The organism is Stenotrophomonas maltophilia group sp. SKK55 (assembly GCF_057179845.1).
In genome coordinates this window covers 52,097-70,017 of the sequence record NZ_JBXUHP010000043.1, presented here as the reverse complement: position 1 = coordinate 70,017, position 17,921 = coordinate 52,097, and the positions used below count along the sequence as shown (strand labels likewise).

At 66.3% G+C, this 17,921-nt stretch carries 16 protein-coding genes; 4 read left to right on the top strand and 12 right to left on the bottom strand.

Annotated elements, in window-relative coordinates:
* Window positions 1-42 precede the first annotated feature (42 nt).
* Window positions 43-714 (top strand): DUF6602 domain-containing protein, encoded by a 672-nt coding sequence (locus tag AC2A1N_RS14155; RefSeq protein WP_484372642.1) that lies wholly within the window; start codon window positions 43-45, stop codon window positions 712-714.
* 122 nt (window positions 715-836) lie between these two features.
* On the opposite strand, the gene AC2A1N_RS14150 is transcribed toward AC2A1N_RS14155, so the two are convergent.
* On the bottom strand, window positions 837-1,166 hold the full coding sequence (locus tag AC2A1N_RS14150; protein WP_061480047.1) for a hypothetical protein: 330 nt from the start codon (window positions 1,164-1,166) through the stop codon (window positions 837-839).
* A 240-nt stretch (window positions 1,167-1,406) separates the two neighbouring features.
* Here AC2A1N_RS14150 and AC2A1N_RS14145 point away from each other — a divergent pair, with 240 nt between their 5' ends.
* Window positions 1,407-2,183 (top strand): HipA family kinase, encoded by a 777-nt coding sequence (locus AC2A1N_RS14145; RefSeq protein ID WP_061480046.1) that lies wholly within the window; start codon window positions 1,407-1,409, stop codon window positions 2,181-2,183.
* Window positions 2,161-2,568, top strand: a complete 408-nt coding sequence (locus tag AC2A1N_RS14140; protein ID WP_061480045.1) for a DUF3037 domain-containing protein — start codon at window positions 2,161-2,163, stop codon at window positions 2,566-2,568. Before AC2A1N_RS14145 ends, AC2A1N_RS14140 begins: the two co-directional genes overlap by 23 nt.
* Window positions 2,569-2,862: 294 nt before the next feature.
* On the opposite strand, the gene AC2A1N_RS14135 is transcribed toward AC2A1N_RS14140, so the two are convergent.
* From AC2A1N_RS14135 to ligA, 10 genes are all read right to left on the bottom strand, one after another.
* The gene (locus tag AC2A1N_RS14135) at window positions 2,863-3,147 is read right to left on the bottom strand and encodes a hypothetical protein (RefSeq protein WP_061480044.1); all 285 of its coding nucleotides are present in this window, start codon (window positions 3,145-3,147) and stop codon (window positions 2,863-2,865) included.
* Window positions 3,148-3,194: 47 nt separating this feature from the next.
* A complete protein-coding gene (locus AC2A1N_RS14130; protein WP_241776794.1) occupies window positions 3,195-3,620 on the bottom strand; it encodes an XAC2610-related protein in 426 nt (141 codons plus the stop codon).
* Window positions 3,621-3,701: 81 nt separating this feature from the next.
* Window positions 3,702-4,088, bottom strand: a complete 387-nt coding sequence (locus AC2A1N_RS14125) for a hypothetical protein (protein WP_241776793.1) — start codon at window positions 4,086-4,088, stop codon at window positions 3,702-3,704.
* Between the two features lie 32 nt (window positions 4,089-4,120).
* Window positions 4,121-6,649, bottom strand: a complete 2,529-nt coding sequence (locus tag AC2A1N_RS14120; protein ID WP_061480043.1) for a membrane-bound PQQ-dependent dehydrogenase, glucose/quinate/shikimate family — start codon at window positions 6,647-6,649, stop codon at window positions 4,121-4,123.
* Between the two features lie 131 nt (window positions 6,650-6,780).
* On the bottom strand, window positions 6,781-9,495 hold the full coding sequence (gene gyrA / locus AC2A1N_RS14115; RefSeq protein WP_061480042.1) for a DNA gyrase subunit A: 2,715 nt from the start codon (window positions 9,493-9,495) through the stop codon (window positions 6,781-6,783).
* 261 nt (window positions 9,496-9,756) lie between these two features.
* Window positions 9,757-10,821: an S-methyl-5-thioribose-1-phosphate isomerase gene (gene mtnA, locus AC2A1N_RS14110; RefSeq protein WP_111201551.1), complete on the bottom strand. Its 1,065-nt coding sequence runs from the start codon at window positions 10,819-10,821 to the stop codon at window positions 9,757-9,759.
* Window positions 10,822-10,868: 47 nt separating this feature from the next.
* Window positions 10,869-11,597 (bottom strand): DUF3011 domain-containing protein, encoded by a 729-nt coding sequence (locus tag AC2A1N_RS14105; RefSeq protein ID WP_484372638.1) that lies wholly within the window; start codon window positions 11,595-11,597, stop codon window positions 10,869-10,871.
* A 138-nt stretch (window positions 11,598-11,735) separates the two neighbouring features.
* Window positions 11,736-12,692: an EF-P lysine aminoacylase EpmA gene (epmA, locus tag AC2A1N_RS14100; RefSeq protein ID WP_134968199.1), complete on the bottom strand. Its 957-nt coding sequence runs from the start codon at window positions 12,690-12,692 to the stop codon at window positions 11,736-11,738.
* On the bottom strand, window positions 12,689-13,174 hold the full coding sequence (locus AC2A1N_RS14095; protein ID WP_061480038.1) for a GNAT family N-acetyltransferase: 486 nt from the start codon (window positions 13,172-13,174) through the stop codon (window positions 12,689-12,691). The genes epmA and AC2A1N_RS14095 overlap by 4 nt, the downstream gene beginning before the upstream one ends.
* Window positions 13,175-13,223: 49 nt before the next feature.
* Window positions 13,224-15,695: an NAD-dependent DNA ligase LigA gene (ligA, locus tag AC2A1N_RS14090; RefSeq protein ID WP_404830561.1), complete on the bottom strand. Its 2,472-nt coding sequence runs from the start codon at window positions 15,693-15,695 to the stop codon at window positions 13,224-13,226.
* Between the two features lie 252 nt (window positions 15,696-15,947).
* Between ligA and AC2A1N_RS14085 the strand changes: the two genes are divergently transcribed.
* Window positions 15,948-17,072: a pyridoxal phosphate-dependent aminotransferase gene (locus AC2A1N_RS14085; RefSeq protein ID WP_061480036.1), complete on the top strand. Its 1,125-nt coding sequence runs from the start codon at window positions 15,948-15,950 to the stop codon at window positions 17,070-17,072.
* Between the two features lie 93 nt (window positions 17,073-17,165).
* Here AC2A1N_RS14085 and zipA read toward each other — a convergent pair whose 3' ends face one another.
* On the bottom strand, window positions 17,166-17,906 hold the full coding sequence (gene zipA / locus AC2A1N_RS14080) for a cell division protein ZipA (protein WP_061480035.1): 741 nt from the start codon (window positions 17,904-17,906) through the stop codon (window positions 17,166-17,168).
* Between the last annotated feature and the right edge of the window lie 15 nt (window positions 17,907-17,921).

The window sequence follows — 17,921 nt, the reverse complement described above, 5'->3', positions numbered from 1 at the left end:
TACTGCCGAAGCGCCCTCAAATCACTAGTCTCTCAATACGAGATGAGCAAAGTGATCGGGCACTCTGCCACTGCGGGAACCGTTCGCGAAAGACTGATTCATGACTTTCTCGAATCACACATCCCTGAAATGACCAGTGCTGTGAGCGGCGTCATCATTGACTCGCAAGGAAGACGGTCACGCCAGCAAGATATCGTTCTGATGCTGAAGTCCATGCCGAGGCTTCGCTTCAACAGCGGCCACGACCTAATTTTTCACGAGGGAGTCGTTGCGACGATCGAAGTGAAAACAAGTGTAACCACGTCCGTTCTACTTGGAATCTCAGAGAACATCGCAAGCGTCAAGTGCTTGGAGCCGACAAGCTTCGGGGGCACGAAGTTGGGTGTACTGGACTGGCCCATGCATCGAATCCTGCACTGCGTCGTAGGCTACGGTGGATCGATTCTTCAGGACATATCAAATGCTCTCACCAGTTTTCCTGAAGCGAAGAAGCCGGACATCTATCTAGACCTAACCAAGGGTATGCTTCTTCGGAATGAAGGCATCTTTTCAGAAAGAACTCTTGGCGATGACTATCTAATATTTGATGATCCCGGTGAGGGTCTCGCTAGATTCCTGTCAGCCATGACGGTCGTTACATCTTCATACTCAGTTCGAGATGTGAAGTGGGAGCAGTACCTATTGGACTCCTCTGTGGAGGAGCGAGACCCTTAAGACCAGCCGCGTAATGACTATCCTGAATGGGCCGAAATCATTAGCAGGATAACTTGGCAAAGTGTCGCACTGGCAGCTGCCGCCGCGAAGAGCGGCCGGCATCTGCCAGGCGTGGTCTGTCGTCACTGCTGGGCGTGCAGGTCCCAGGCAGTCAGGTAATCGGGGTCGACCACGATCATGCCACTGTTCCGCATGCGGTACTCGCCGGGCTCGGCGGGCAGGTACTGGTCGAGCATCGGCGGCAGATAGCGCTCATGGCCGTCATTCTCGTCCGCCAGCACCACGCCTTCGTCGGCGCTGATGCGCAGCACCGTACCGGCGTATTGTTCCAGCCCCTGCACCTGGCCGTCACCGCCATAGCGGGTGACGCCCACCAGCACCACCTTGCCGATCATTTCCTCGACCTTGGCATCGTCCAAGGGCGGCAGCATGGGAGTGAATTCATCGCTCATCGGTGCACCTCCGTAGCCTGCTGGACATCGTGGATGAGGTTTCCGCTTCGCAGTGCGCGTCGCTGGCAGCCGAGCAGGTGCCCAGCCCGAAGCCTCGGCATCGAGAGTGCCAGTGCGCCCATGAACCCAAGGGTTCCTGGAGCAAGATGCTGCCATTGCAGGCGGAAGGGACAGGTGAAGGCCGAACTCGGTCCTCGGCGATCAGGGGGGAGTGCACCTGCACCACGCTAGAATGCGCCCATGCGCACCGTACATGCCCTCCGCTACATCACCCCGTTACGGGAAGGTGGCTCCCTGCCCGCCGTGGTCGAGACCGACGACGACGGCATGGCCGTGCTGAAGTTCCGCGGCGCCGGCCAGGGCCCGAAAGCACTGATTGCCGAACTGATCGCCGGCGAAATGGCACGCACGCTGGGCCTGCCGATTCCGGAAATCCTGTTCGTCGAGCTGGATCGTGAGTTCGCCCGCACCGAGCCCGACCCGGAGATCCAGGAGCTGATCCGCGCCAGCGAGGGCCTGAACCTGGGCCTGGATTACCTGCCCGGTGCGATCAATTACGATCCGGCGGCGATGCCGGTCGATGCAGACCTGGCCTCGCGCATCGTCTGGTTCGATGCGTTCACCAGCAATGTCGATCGCACCACGCGCAATCCCAACCTGATGGTGTGGCATCGAAAGCTGTACCTGATCGATCACGGTGCGGCCATGTACTTCCACCACGACTGGGCCAACGCCGGGGATGCCTGCGAAAAGCCGTTCGTGCTGATCCGCGACCATGTGCTGCTGTCGTTCGCCAGCCGCATCGCCGCGGTGGATGCCGAGCTGGCCGCGCGCCTGACCGATGCCGAAATCGAGCGCATCGTTGGCCTGGTGCCGGACAGCTGGCTGGTGGACGAACCGGCGTTCGACAGCCCACAGGCCTATCGCCAGGGCTATATCAACTATCTCAAGCACCGCTTGAAAGTGCGTGCAGTGTTCGTGCAGGAGGCCGTCCGTGCCCACGCTGCACACGTATGACTATGCGGTCATCCGCGTGGTACCGCGGGTGGAACGCGAGGAGTTCATCAACGTCGGAGTGATCGTCTCCTGCCCCGGCGCGCGCCATCTGGAAGCGGCCATCGAGATCGATCCGGCACGCCTGCACGCGTTCGCTCCAGCGCTTGATCAGGATGCGTTGCAACCGTGGCTGGATGCGATCGTGGCCATCTGCCGTGGCGACGCCAGCGCCGGACCCATCGCACAGCTGCCCGCGCGCGCCCGCTTTCATTTCCTCACCGCCAAGCGCAGCTCGGTTGTGCAGATGTCGAGCACGCATGTCGGCCGCACTGCGGACCCGGCGGGTGTGGTGGAACACTTGATGACGAAGATGGTGCGGGTACCGGCACCAACCGAGCAACATTGATTGGGTAGAGTCGACCGCTGGTCGACTGCCGTTCGCGGGAAGCAGGCGCACCGTCTTCGTGGCCGTACCGGTGCTCCCTACCCTCGCCCTGCACCACGAAACCAAGCCATACCAGCCCTTGTTGTTCTGCGCCGTGGTGGCCTGCTGCAGCAATGCAGGTGAGACCAGCGCTCCGCTTTGCAGGCCTGGGCGAGCTTCATCTTGTCCGGCGTTTCAGCGCCCACGATCTGGAACCGCTTCACCTGCTGCAGATTGGCCAGGTCCATGACGGTCGTCACCCCAGCTGCATCCACGCTAGGGACGCTGCCGCAACACCTCGACCGTGACGGCGAACGCCTCGATGCGATGCCATTCGCTCCGCTCATGCGGCAGCGATTCCACGCCCATGCCGATCTGGTACCGCACCGCTTCCTCGGGCGCGGCGAAATCACGCGATTCGTGCTGCGCTGTGGCCAGCACATAGGCAATCTGCCGGTGGTCGGTAATACCGTTGTCGATGCAGGTACGCACGATCATCTCGACCGACTGGTCCCGGGTCAGGCCGAAGCCCGACCCACCTTTTCCATAGCCTTCGCTCATCCTTCAGCTCTCCAGTTCCGGAACGCATCCATTCGTCGGGGGAAGACCTACTTCAGCAGGTCCGATTCGGTAGGGGCCTCGCCCCTGCAGCTGTCATAGCGGCGCTGCAGCAGTGTGCGTGGCCCGGTTCCGCGCAGCTGGATGACCTTGTCCTCGCGCGCGCACGGGCTGACCTTCGCGCGCAGCACAAACCGCCCATTGTCGATATGGTCGATGTCGCGCCCGCCGATGGCCGCTTCCAATGCCTTGGCACGCACATAGCGGTTGACCTTGGCGTCGAACAGGTAGAACGCATGCACCGGAACGTTGTAGACACCGTTGTTGTCCTGCCACACCTGCAGGTCCGGCACGCCATCGCCATTGAAATCCGAAACGGTCAGCAGCACGGCCGCCGCACCCTGGGCATCGGCGCCAGCGCGGGTCAGGCGCGGCTGCACGTCCGTGACCGCCACGTTGCGCCCGCCACGGGTCACGCCCATGCTCCGGGCAACGATTGTCGCGCTGGTGCAGCCATTGCCGCTGCAGATCGCGCAGCACCTGCTGATCACTGGCGGTCAGTGTGGAGCCGCCGCACTGTAGGCGGCGTTGAACGCATCGTCGTGCACCTTGAATTCAGCGTCGACACAACGACGACGGGCCTCCAGTGCGGTGCCCGCAGCCGCCATGCAGGGCGCATACGCACGGCTCAGAAAGCGTGCATCGCCGGCAATCAGTTCGGCACCACTGGGCACCTTGCGTGCGGCGGGCTGGGGCTGCGCCTGAGCGCTTGCCCATAGACAGGGGCCAAGCAGAAGCAGTCCTGCAAGCAACCGGGTGGCACGCCCGGATAGGCGTTCAGAGTCCAGCATGCGTTTCCTTCCCTGGGGGCGTTGGCCGGCCCCGTCCTGTTCCGATGATGGATGCTGCCCGGTCGCCAGCGCAACTTCAGCGACATCGGTCACGGCCCCGTCGCCCATATTCAGGCCGGCAACCGCTATTTCGGCAGCGCAAACGCCATCACGTAATCGCCGTTCGGGGTTTCCATGAAATGGTGGCCGCCGGCCATGATCACCACGAACTGGCGTCCGTCCTGTTCATACACCATCGGCGTAGCCTGCCCGCCCGCGGGCAGCTTGGCATGCCAAAGCTCCTTGCCGGTCTTCAGGTCGATGGCGCGCAGCAGGTCATCGGTGGCGGCCGCGATGAAGATCAGCCCGCTGGCGGTCACCACCGAACCGCCGTTGTTCGGCGTGCCGATCTCGATCGGCAGGCCGGAACGGATGCCGAACGGCCCATTGCCGCGCGCACTGCCAAACGGACGATCCCACAACAGCTTGCCGGTGCGCAGGTCGATGGCGCGGATGCCGCCGTAGGGAGGCTGCTTGCACAGCAGACCCGTGAACGGCAGCCGCCAGCCAGCGTTGACCTGGATACCATACGGCGTTCCCACCTGCGGATCGCCGGCCCCCTCGCCACCGCCCCTGTCGGCACGGATCTTCTCGCGCGGCAGCCAGCCCAGGCGGTCGGCTTCGGCACGTGGCACCAGCCGGTTGTAGTTGGGCATGTCGTTGTAGTTGGCCACGATCACGCCGCGTCGCGTGTCGATGGACACGCTGCCCCAGTCCGAGCCGCCGTTGTAGCCGGGATACTCGATGGAATGGCGATCACTGCTCGGCGGCGTGTAGAAGCCTTCGTAGTAGGCCTTGCGGAACTGGATGCGGCAGATCAGCTGGTCGATCGGGGTGATGCCCCACATGTCGCGCTCGGTCAGGTCATGTTCGCGGCGCAGCGTGTGATACAGCGAAAACAGCTGGGTGGGTGAACGCTGCTCGGGTTCGACGCCGCCGACCGGCACCCTGCGCTCTTCGGCAGCGGTCAGCAGCTGGCCGTTGCGGCGATCGAGGATGTAGAGATCACCCTGCTTGGTCGGCAGCAGGATCGCCGGCACCTTGCCTGCCGCCGTCGGGTAATCGACCAGGCTGGCCTGAGAACCCAGGTCGTAGTCCCACACGTCCTTGCGCACGGCCTGGAAATGCCAGGCCGGCTTGCCAGTGGCCACATCGATCGCCACCAGCGACGTCGCATAGCGGTTCTGGTTTTCCGTACGCGAGCCACTCCAGTAGTCGCCCGCAGAATTGCCCAGCGGCAGATAGACCAGCCCCAGCGCCTCATCACCGGTCGCGGTGGTCCACATGTTCGGCGTGCCGCGCGTGTAGGTCTGCCCATGCGGCGGCAGGCCGCTGCGCTCGGGCTGGTCCATGTCCCACGCCCAGCGCAGCTTGCCGGTGATCGCGTCGTAAGCCTGGATCACGCCCGATGGCGCGTCGCGGCGCTGACCATCCAGCACCTGGTGGCCGGTGACGATCACGCCGCGCACGATGGCCGGGGGCGAGGTGATCGACACGTAGCCTGGTGGCACCTCACCCATACCGAGGGTGATGTCGACCTGGCCGTTGTTGCCGAAATTCGCGCAGGGACGGCCGCTATCTGCATCCACTGCAATGATGCGCCCGTCCAGCGTGCCTTCGATGATGCGAGCCCAGCACGCCGGACGACTGCCCGGTCCAGCGCTGCGGCTCACGCTGGGTGGCGGCTCGGGCAACACCAGATCGGCCGCGGCATCGGCCAGGGTGGCATCGGCCAGGATCGGCGTTGCCGGTTGCTCGTAGTAGCTCACACCACGGCAGGCGGCGGTGTACGGGATCGAGGCGTCCTTCACCTTCGGATCGAAGCGCCACACTTCCTTGCCACTGGCGGCGTCGAGCGCGATCAGGCGGTTACGGGCAGTGCACAGGTACAGGCGGTCGCCGATCTTCAGCGGCGTGGTTTCCGCACCCCAGCGCTTCTTCGGCAGGTCACCGGTGCGGAACTGCCAGGCCAGCTGCAACGTGCCCACGTTGGCCGGGGTGATCTGCTGCAGCGGCGAATAACGGGTGGCAGCATTGCTGCGGCCCCACGCCGGCCAGTCTCCCTCGGCAGGCTGGTCGGCCGGTTGCAGGCCGGTGGTATCCCGCGTGGGTTCCAGCCCGGCACTGACTGCGCCTTCCGGGAACGGCTGGTGCCCGTCCACTTCACCATGCGGTGCGAACGCCAACCCGAAGGCAGCGACGAACACCAGCATCAGGACGCCCGCCACGCTGCGCGACAGGCGCTTTGAAACCGGTTCGCGAAGGGTCGGCGCGAGCAGCGCCAGCACGATGCCGAGCGCGGTCACCAGGCCCAGCCGCGGCACCCAGCGCCAGTAGTCGTTGCCCGATTCCCACCAGGTCCACAGCAACGTGCCGACGAACACCAGCGCATACAGCAGCGCGCCGCTGCGGCGATTGCCGAACAACAACAGGCCACTGGCCAGAAGGCCGGCCCCGGCGATGGCGTAGTACCCCGACCCGCCCAGGCTGAGCAGCCACGCGCCGAGCCCGCCGATGACCAGGCCGAGCACGACCAGCAGCAGCGACAGCACGGTAACGAGAGGATGCCGGGAGGCGCGGACGGGAGCAGGAGCGGACTGCGGCGTGGCGGACATCGTCGATCTCCGGGGGCAGCATGCGCCGTTATCCCACCGCCTGCGTGAAGCGCGCGCGTATGCGTGGCATCCGGATACGACGACGCCGGCACAGGGCCGGCGTCGTCGGGTACCTCAGGCTCGCGGCAGGATCACTCCTGCGCGGCGTCCTCGCTGCTGGTAGCAGCCGGTGCGCCGTCGGTCGTGGCCGGGGCGGCGGCAGCCACCTCGTCCTCGTCCTCGTCGATCGAGGCATCCATGCGCTCCACCGCCTGCAGCTTCTCGTCCTTGGACAGGCGGATCAGGGTCACGCCCTGGGTGTTGCGGCCGACGCGGCTGATTTCCGAGCCACGCGTACGCACCAGCGTACCGCCGTCGGAGATCAGCAGGACTTCGTCGCGGGAGCCCATCAGCACTGCGGCGACCAGCTTGCCGTTGCGCTCGGTGGTCTGGATGCCGATCACGCCCTGCGTGCCACGGCCCTTGCGCGGGTAGTCCGGCAGCGGGGTGCGCTTGCCGTAGCCGTTCTCGGTGGCGGTGAGGATGTACTGCACGCTGCTGTCATCGGCACCGTCAATCACCGCATCGCCCGTGGCGGCGGCCTCCTCGACACCGTTGTCGTCCTCGTTCTCGTCCTCGATGCCACCGGCACTTTCGGCCACGATCAGGCTGACCACTTCCTCGCCGGCCGGCATCCTGATGCCACGCACGCCGGTGGCGGTACGGCCCATCGAGCGGACTTTGTCCTCGCCGAAGCGCACGGTCTTGCCGTTGGAGGCGAACAGCAGGATGTCGCGCTGGCCATCGGTCAGGCCGACGCCGACCAGGGCATCGCCCTCATCGAGGTTGATCGCGATCTTGCCGCGGGCAAGGCGGAAGGCGAACTCGCCCAGCGGGGTCTTCTTGACCGTACCGTTCTTCGTGGCGAAGAACACGAACTGGCCATCGGCGTACTCGCGCACCGGCAGCACGGCCTGCACGCGTTCGCCGGGTTCCAGCGGAATCCAGTTGATGATCGGACGGCCGCGGGCGTTGGAGCCCGCTTCCGGCAGCTGGTAGACCGGCAACCAGAACACCTTGCCCGAACTGGTGAACGTCAGCAGCGTATCGTGCGTGTTGACCAGCCACAGCTGTTCGATGAAATCCTCTTCCTTGGTCGCCGCCGCACTGCGACCACGGCCGCCGCGGCGCTGCGCGCGGTACACGCTGACCGGCTGGCGCTTCACGTAGCCGGCATGCGACACGGTGACCACCACGTCTTCCGGCGCGATCAGGTCGAGGATGTCCAGGTCTTCTTCGCTGTGGCGGATTTCGGTGCGACGTTCGTCGCCGAACTCGGCCTTGACGTTGACCAGCTCCTCGCGGATCACCTGCAGCAGGCGGTCGGGATCTTCCAGGATGTGGATCAGCCCGGCGATCACTTCCAGCAGCTGCTTGTACTCGTCGGTCAGGCGGTCCTGCTCCAGCCCGGTCAGGCGGTGCAGGCGCATTTCCAGGATCTGGGTGGCCTGGATCTCGGTCAGCTGGTAGCCGCCCTCGACCAGGCCGACGCCCTTGGGCAGGTCTTCCGGGCGCGAGGCTTCGGCACCGGCGGCACCCAGCATCGCACCGACCAGGCCCGGCTCCCACACGCGCGCCAGCATGCGCTCGCGGGCTTCGTTCGGGTTCGGCGAGGTCTTGATCAGTTCGATCATCTCGTCGATGTTGGCCAGCGCAACGGTCAGGCCTTCCAGCACGTGGGCACGGGCGCGCGCCTTGCGCAGCTCGAACACGGTGCGGCGGGTGACCACTTCGCGACGGTGGCGGACGAACGCCTCCAGCATCTGCTTGAGGTTCATCAACTGCGGGCGGCCATCGACCAGCGCCACCATGTTGATGCCGAACACCGATTCCATCTGCGTCTGCTGGTACAGGTTGTTCAGCACAACCTCGGCAGATTCGCCGCGCTTGATCTCGATGTAGATGCGCATGCCGTCCTTGTCGGACTCATCGCGCAGCTCGCTGATGCCTTCGATCTTCTTTTCCTTGACCAGCTCGGCGATCTTCTCGATCAGACGCGCCTTGTTCACCTGGTAAGGAATTTCAGTGACGATGATCGACTCGCGGCCGTTATCGGCCACTTCGATGTCGGCCTTTGCACGGATACGCACGCGGCCACGGCCGGTGCGGTAGCCGGCGACGATGCCGGCGGTGCCGTTGATGATGCCGGCGGTCGGGAAATCCGGGCCCGGGATGTACTCCATCAGGCCGTCGACGTCGATCTCCGGGTTGTCGATCAGCGCAATGCAGGCGTTGATCGATTCGCTCAGGTTGTGCGGCGGGATGTTGGTCGCCATGCCCACCGCGATACCGGCCGAACCATTGACCAGCAGGTTCGGGAACCGGGTCGGCATGACCGTCGGCTCCAGTTCCTTTTCGTCGTAGTTGGGCTGGAAATCGACGGTTTCCTTGTCGATATCGGCCATCAGCTCATGCGCCAGGCGCGACATGCGCGCCTCGGTGTATCGCATCGCCGCGGCGGAGTCGCCGTCGATCGAACCAAAGTTACCCTGGCCGTCGACCAGCATGTAGCGCAGCGAGAACGGCTGTGCCAGGCGCACCAGCGTGTCGTACACCGACTGATCGCCATGCGGGTGGTACTTACCGATGACGTCACCGACGATACGCGCCGACTTGAAGTAGGGCTTGTTGCTGTGCGCGTTGAGTTCATTCATCGCGTACAGCACGCGACGATGCACCGGCTTGAGGCCGTCGCGCGCATCCGGCAGCGCGCGGCCCACGATCACGCTCATGGCGTAATCGAGGTAGCTCTTGCGCATCTCGTCTTCCAGGTTGACCTGGATGATTTCCTTGGCGGTTTCTGCCATTCGGGTTCCGTTGTCTGGTAGCGGTCCAGTCCGGCGCAGCCCTCTGCGGGAGGGGGTCGCGCCGGAACCTCGATTCAACCTGTGGATACTACCACAACGGGCTGTTTTCCGCCTGCCTTTACGGGGATTTTACCGGCACAAATCAGGAACTTAGGGCCCCATACCGCCCCTGTAGAGCCGAGCCCATGCTCGGCTGCGGCGGATTCGCTGGCTCAGCCGAGCATGGGCTCGGCTCTACAGACGTCCGCGGTCCTGCCCGCCTCAGCCGCCGAAGGCGGCGCGCATGTTCTCGGCGGTCGGGTTCAGGATCACCCCGCGCTCGGTCACGATGGCGTCGATCAGCTCGCCCGGGGTGACGTCGAACACCGGGTTCCAGGCGGCAATGCCCTCGGCCACGGTGCGGGTACCGCCCACGCCGTACAGTTCGCCCGGATCACGCTGCTCGATCTCGATCTGACTGCCGTCCACGGTCTCCATGTCCACGGTCGAGGACGGCGCCACCACCATGAACTTCACGCCATGGTGGCGCGCGGCAATGGCCAGTTGGTAGGTGCCGATCTTGTTGGCGGTATCACCATTGGCGCAGATGCGGTCTGCGCCCACGATCACCCACTGCACGGCACCGGTCTTCATCAGGTGCGAGGCCGCCGAGTCGGCGATCAGGGTGGCATCGATACCGTCCTGCTGCAGCTCCCACACGGTCAGGCGCGCGCCCTGCAGCCACGGCCGGGTCTCGCCGGCGAACACGCGGGCAATGCGGTGCTGGGCCATGCCGGCGCGAATGACGCCCAGCGCGGTACCGAAGCCGGCGGTGGCCAGCGAGCCGGTATTGCAGTGGGTCAGCACACCGCTGCCGGCCTCGATCAAGCCAGCGCCCAGTGCGCCCATGTGGCGGTTGGCGGCCAGGTCTTCCTCGGCGATGGCCTGCGCTTCGGCCTCCAGCAGTGCCTTCCAGTCGGCGCCGGCGGCGTGCAGGCAACGGCGCATGCGCGCCAGCGCCCAGGCCAGATTGACCGCAGTGGGGCGCGATGCGTTCAGGCGCTGCAGTGCCGGTTCCAGCTGCTGCAGGGCGTGCGCACCGTCTGCGGCCTGCACCTCGCGCGCGGCCAGCACCACGCCCCAGGCGGCGGCAATGCCGATCGCCGGCGCGCCACGCACGGTCAGCGCGTGGATGGCGCTGGCAACCTCGTCACTGTCATGGCAGACCACGTGCTCGACCACGAACGGCAGCTTGCGCTGGTCCAGCAGTTGCAAGGCATCGCCGGTCCACAGAATCGGGCGGATGTGGTCATAACGGGCGTAGTCGATGTCGGAGGCAGTGTTCATGGGCCCATTGTAGGGCCACGCCCCGCGTGGTTGGAGCCTGCCCCGGCTCAATTCACCGAGAATTCGGCGCGGCAGCCGCCGTCCACCCAGATGCCGTTGCGGCTCCAGCCCCAGGTACTGCCTTCCTCGCAGGGCGTGCTGGACAGCTGCTCGGAAACGACCGCGCCAACGGAGATGCTGGCGCCGCAGAAACGCCGCTTCTTCGACTTCGATTCGCAGGTCAGGCGGCGCGGCACATCGACGAAGCGGCCATCCTCGTCGGCCACCTCGAAATCGCCCTGGCAACCACGGCTGGTCCAGATCTCATTGCGCTTGTAGCCCCAGCCCTGCCCCTCGCGGCATGGCAGCACCGACAGCTGGCGCAGCAGGCGCACGGGGGCGCCATCCAGGCGCACCGGGCAGCTCTGCGGACGGCCATTGGATTCGCAGCGCACCACGCGGCGCACCAGGCGCTTGCCTTCCGTTGCCGCAGGTGCCGCACCCTGCGCACGGCGCGCACGGAATTCGGCGCGGCAGCCAAGGGTGACCCACACGCCGCTGCGGTCGGTACCCCACTCGCTGCCGCGGATGCAGCTGTTGCTGGACAGCTGGCGCACCAGATCGACGCCGTTGGACACATCGATATCGCAGTGCACCCAGCCCATGTCGCGGGACTCGCAGGTCACCACTTCATCGTCGTAGCCCACCTGCTGGGCCGACGCCGGCGACGGCAGCCAGGCACCCCAGAGCGCGATGGAGTACATCGGTGCAGCGACAACCGCAAACCACTTGACCAAAGCCTTCCCCAGCAGGAATGGATGAACTGCATGCCAGTGTCCGGCATTGGCCGTGATAAAAGCATCATCCCGCTTGCCGACGCAAGCGCGCAGAACCCGCGTTTCGTTCAGCCTGGGATGTTCAGCAACGCGTGACGGTCACGCGTGGGCGAAGTCGTAGGCCAACACATCTGCAATGCGCGGTGTGCGGTTCATCGCCATCAGCAGGCGGTCGATCCCCAGCGCAACGCCGGCACAGGCCGGCAACGCCGGCAACGCCGCCAGCAGCGCCTCATCCAGTGGCGGCTGCACCTGCCCACGTTCGTGGCGGCGCTGCTGGTCGCGCTGGAAGCGGGCGCGCTGCTCGTCGGCGTCGTTCAGTTCGTGATAGCCGTTGGCCAGCTCCACTGCACCCAGGTACAGTTCGAAACGCTCGGCCAGCGGCGGCGTGCCGGCGCGGATGCGTGCCAGCGCGGCCTGGCTGGCTGGCCAGTCATGCACCACGGTCATGACCGCGTCATCGAAATGCGGCTGGATACGATGGGTCATCAGCAGGTCGAGCCAGTCATCACGGGTCAATCCGACCGGGTCAATGTGCACCTCGCCCAACGCGGCACGCAGCGTGGACTCATCCGCCTCGAACGGATCCACGCCAAGGTGCTGCTGGAACAGCTCGCGGTAACTCAGCACGCGCAGGGTCGCACGGCGTCCCACCAGGGCCAGCGCCTGTCCGATCAGCTCGGCGGTTTCCTGCACCAACCGATGGTGGTCCCAGCCGACCCGATACCATTCCAGCATGGTGAATTCCGGGTTGTGGCGACCACCGGCCTCGCCATTGCGGAACACCCGGCCAAGTTCGTAACAGTCGCCCACGCCGGCAGCGAGCAGGCGCTTGAGCGGATACTCCGGCGAGGTGCGCAGCCAGCGGCGGCGTCCGCCGGCATCGACATGCCCGGTGAAGTCGGTATGGAAGCTGTCGATGTTCGGCTCGGTGTTGCCCGCGACCGACAGGATCGGCGTCTCCACCTCGAGCACATCGCGCTCTGCAAAGAAGCGGCGCACCAGCGCGTTGAGCGCGGCGCGCTGCTGCAGCGCGCGCAGCAGGGCCTCGCTCACAGGATGCCCTCCGGGCGCGGATGGTCGAGCGGCAGGGTCAGCAGATCGCGCGTATCGTCGATGTAGCCGCTGGCCAGGTACAGGCGTCGGGCCAGTTCGTTGTGGTGGTTCACTTCCAGGCGAAGGCGGCTGACGCCACGACCACGAGCGCGCTGTTCGCAGATGGCCAGCGCCTGCTTGCCGCGGCCACGACCGCGCGCGCGATGGCTCAGGTACAGCTCGTCCAGCAGCATGAAGTGGCCGCCCTGCTCCAGGCTGAAGCCCATCGCGATCACCGCGTAGCCGACCACCTCGCCCGCCTCGTCCAGCCACAACAGCACTTCGCCATTGCGCGGATCGGCCAGCAGCGCGTCCACGCCGCGACGCACGCGCCCGTCATCGAAGTCGATCCTGTCTTCGGCGTAGAACTCGCGCATCAGCGCGATCAACAGCTCCTCGTCGGCACGGGTGGCCAGGCGGAAATCCAGCGGGGCGGTCTGCATCGGTGTTCCTTTGTGTTTCATGCCGGGCGCCATGCACCCGGCGGGGTCATCATTCGTGTTCGGCCAGATAAGCCAGCAGGCGGTCTTCGTCCCATACCGGCACGCCCAGCGATTGCGCCTTGTCCAACTTGGAGCCGGCCTCGGTACCGGCGACCACGAAGCTGGTCTTCTTCGAGACGCTGCCGGAGACCTTTGCACCGAGGGCCTCCAGGCGCTCCTTGGCGGCATCGCGGGTGAGCTGGGCCAGGGTGCCGGTCAGCACCACGGTCTGCCCATCCAGCGGGCCGGCCACGATCTCGGCCAGCGCCGGTGCCTTGGCCAGGATCTGCTGCATCGCCTTCTCGGCCGCCAGCAGCATCGCGCCATGACCATCGGCATCGAGCCACGCAGCCAGGCCACGCGCGGTGTCGTCCGGTAGGCCGGCGTTGACGAACTGGCCATGTTCGGCGTCGAGCACGGCCTGGGCACCGGGCAACGCGGCCACCAGTTTTTCCGCGCGCAGGCGGGTGATGCCGGGAATCTCTGATTCGACCAACAGCTGCGCCAGGTCCAGCCCCTCGCGCAGCCTGGCGCTGGGCGCGTGCACATCGCTGATGCGGACCTGGCCGACCTGCAGCAGGTCATCGATGGCCTGCTGGTTGCCCTGCTGTTCGAAGAAGTGGCCGAGCGAGCGCGCCACTTCGCCACCGATGTCCGGCACGCGCTTGAACAACGGCCACGGCAGGTGGCGGATCAGTTCCAGGTCACCGAACCACTGCGCCAGCGCCTTGGCCGTGCTCTCGCCCACGTGCTCGATGCCCAGCGCGAACAGCAGCCGTTCCAGCGTGGCGGCACGACTGGCGTCGATGGCCGCGATCAGGTTGTCGGCCCACTTGGTCGCGATCTTCTTCGTGTTCCATTCGAAGCGGGCCGGCTGCGCCAGCGCCTGCGCGCGCCAGCCCGGATCGTTGCCGTCCAGCCTGAGCACCGCATTGAGCACCGCGCCACTGCCTTCGGCCGGCAGGTGCAGCTTCAGTGCGGCAGCCAGCGCCGAGGGATCTTCAGCGTCCAGCACCAGCTTCAGGTGCAGCAGCTGGTCACGAGTGAGCCGGTACAGGTCGGCCACGCTCTTGACGATGCCAGCGTCGACCAGGGTTTCAATGTATTTGTCGCCCAGGCCGTCGATGTCCATCGCGCGGCGAGAGGCGAAATGGGCGATGGCTTCCTTGCGCTGCGCCGGGCAGGACAGCTCGCCCGAGCAGCGCCATGCGGCGGCCCCTTCCTCGCGCACGATCTCCGAGCCGCACACCGGGCAGCGCGTCGGCATCTGCCAGGGCGTGGTGCCCTGCGGGCGGCGATCGAGGATGACGCTGACCACTTCCGGGATCACGTCGCCGGCGCGGCGCACGATCACGCTGTCGCCGACGCGCACGTCGAGGCGTGCGATCTGGTCGGCGTTGTGCAGGGTGGCGTTGGACACGATCACGCCGGCCACGGCCACCGGCGCCAGGCGCGCGACCGGTGTGGCCGCACCGGTGCGGCCGATCTGGATCTCGATCGCCTCCACGGTAGTGCTCTGTTCCTGTGCAGGGAACTTGTGCGCGATGGCCCAGCGTGGCGCGCGCGAGACGAAGCCCATCGCCTGCTGGCCGGCACGGTCATCCAGCTTGTAGACCACGCCATCGATATCGAACGGCAGGCTGTCGCGGCGCTCGCCGATATCGCGGTAGTAGCCGAGCAGGCCGTCGGTGCCTTCCACCACCTTGCACAGCGCGCTGACCGGGAAACCCCAGGCGCCGAGCTGCGCCAGCGTGCCCGAATGGGTATCGGGCAGCTCGCCGCCCTGCACTTCACCGGTACCGTAGGCGAAGAAGCTCAACCTGCGCTGCGCACTGATCTTCGGGTCGAGCTGGCGCAGCGATCCAGCCGCCGCGTTGCGCGGGTTGGCCAGCACCTTGCCGCCGTGCAGGCGCGCACGTTCGTTGTAGGCCTCGAAATCGGCACGCGCCATGTAGACCTCGCCGCGCACCTCCAGCACGTCCGGCCAGTCCTTGCCGTGCAGCCGCTTGGGAACATCGCCGATCTCGCGCAGGTTGGCGGTCACGTCCTCGCCGGTGCTGCCATCGCCGCGGGTCGCGCCGAGCACGAAATGACCATCCTCGTAGCGCAGGCTGATCGCCAGGCCGTCCATCTTCGGCTCGGCCGAGAACTGCAGGCTGCGGCGGCCCAGGCGTTCGTCAATGCGGCGTACGAAATCCGCCACTTCCTCATCGCTGAAGGCGTTGGACAGCGACAACATCGGCACCGCATGGCGGACTTCGGGGAAACGGCCGGAGGGACGCGCGCCGACCTGCTGGGTCGGGCTGTCGGCCCGGGCCAGTTCCGGATGTTCGCGCTCCAGTGCTTCCAGCTCGCGCACCATCCGGTCGTAGTCGATGTCGGGGATCTCCGGGGCATCCAGCTCATGGTAGGCGCGGTTGGCCTGGGCGATCTGCCGGCGGAGATCTTCGGCGCGTTCGGCGGGGCTGGAGCTCATCGGAATCCGGTGGTTCTGGGATGGCCGGGGATTCTACCGCGCCCGGCCGTCAGGCCCTGTAATGCCCCCCTTCGCAGCGCCGAGCCATGCTCGACGGGCGCTCCCTGCCCTGGTGGCCAACCTTCTCCCCGCCCCGGCAGATGCCAACCTTGGTTGGCACGGCTGCAGCCGAGCATGGCTCTGCACTACAAAAAGCGGGCTTGCCGCCCACCGCAACCAGCGCTAGCGTGCGACGGTCTGCCCTTCGGAATCGTGCCCGTGACCCTGCCTGCTTCCCGTCGACGCTTCCTGCAACTGGCCGGTGCTGGCCTCGCCGTCGCTGGCAGCGGGCTGCCGCAGCTTGGCCATACCCAACCCGCGACGGCCGCCGCTCCTGCCCCCGCCGAAGGTGCGGTGCTGCTGAATTTCAACGAATGCCCCTACGGCCCCTCGCCCGCAGCCCAGCAGGCGGCACGCGACAGCATCGCCGGTTGCGGCCGCTACCGCTTCGCCCTGGCCGGACAGGTGCGCGATGCCTTCATCGAGCAGGCACGCATTCCGGCTGATCACGTGAGGTTGTATCCGGGTTCCAGCGAACCGCTGAACCGCGCCGCCGTGCTGTGGACCAGCCCGCAGGCGGGACTGGTGGTGGCCGACCCGACCTTCGAGACCCTGGGCGAGGTCGCCGCCGCACACGGTGCATACGTGCAGAAGGTGCCGCTGCGCGACGACGGCGCGCATGACCTGCGTGCAATGGTCGCCGCCGCGCACGCACGCCCGACCGGGCTGCTGTACGTGTGCAATCCGAACAACCCGACCGGTTCGATCAGCCCACCGGATGAGCTCGCCTGGCTGCTGGCCCACAAGCCCGCCTCCACCCGCGTGCTGGTCGACGAGGCCTACCTGCAGTACAGCGAGCAGCCGAGCCTGATCACCCAGGTGACGCAGCGCGATGACCTGATCGTGCTGCGCACGTTCTCCAAGCTGTACGGCATGGCCGGCCTGCGCCTGGGCATGGCGGCCGCACACCCTGACCGCCTGCGCGAACTGGCCAGCCTGGGCGACAACCCGCTGCCCGTGCCAGCACTGGCCGCGGCACTGGCCAGCCTGCAGGATCCCCAGTTGATCGCGCAGCGGCGCCTGCAGAATTCCAAGGTGCGGCAGACCACCATCGCGTGGCTGGGCAAGCGTGGCTTCAGCTGCGTGCCGTCGGAAGCGAACTGCTTCGTGGTGGATGTGCAGCGCGACGGTGCCGCTTTTGCCAAGGCGATGGCAGACAACGGCGTGATCATTGGCCGCAGCTGGCCGATCTGGCCACAGCGCGTGCGCGTGACCGTCGGCACCGAAGACGAGATGGCCGCATTCCGCCGTGCGTTCGCCAAGGTGGCCGGCGTACCGGCCTGACCCTGTCGGTGGGGGCGAACCTTGGTTCGCTCCATCCACGCATGGCGTGGATCTACCGGGGTGGGTGCCGACCGTTGGCCGGCACAACAGGCTTTACCAGCGCGGGGTTTTGGTCAGCGGCGGTGCCTGGTGCTGGCGGTCGTAGGCACGCAGCTCGTCGCGGATGTGCGCGATGCGCTGGCGGCCCAAGGCATTGCGGCTGTCGTCCAGCACCACGCCATCGAGCAGCTCGGCCATGCGCTGCACGGTCGGCAGCATCTTCTCCCAGGCATCAAGCGCGGTCAGCGGCGCCGGCAGGGTCAGGAAGAAGGCGATGGCCGGGGTTTCCATGGCACGGATGTTGGCCATGTCGAAGCTGCCCGGCTTCATGATGCTGGCCATCGAGAAGATCGGGCCGCGCTCGGGGTGGCCTTCCACCAGGCGGTGGAACACGTTCATGTGGCCGAATACCAGGCCGGTCTTCTCGGCCGCCACCACGATGTCTTCGCCGCGCAGCTGCTCGCCGGCACGGGCGGCCACGAACAGCGAGACGATCTTGTCGAAATCCTGGGTAGTGCGCTTGCCGAGGTCGTTGGCCGCGCCCGGGTCAGTGTCGGCCAGGCCAAGTTCGGCCTGCTCGCCTTCCCCGCGCATGCCCGGTTCGACGCGGCCCTCAGCCACCACGACGCCGTCCTCGCCCAGGACCGGTTCGCGGCGCTCGCCACTGGCCGGTTCCGTGTTCTCCACGCGACGGCCCTGGGGCTTCTTCTTCGGACGGCCAAACAGGAAGATCGCGGCGATCAACAGCAGGCCGGCGGCCAGGATGCCGATGCGCAACAGTGCCGTGTCGGACATTCGATAGGTTCTCCG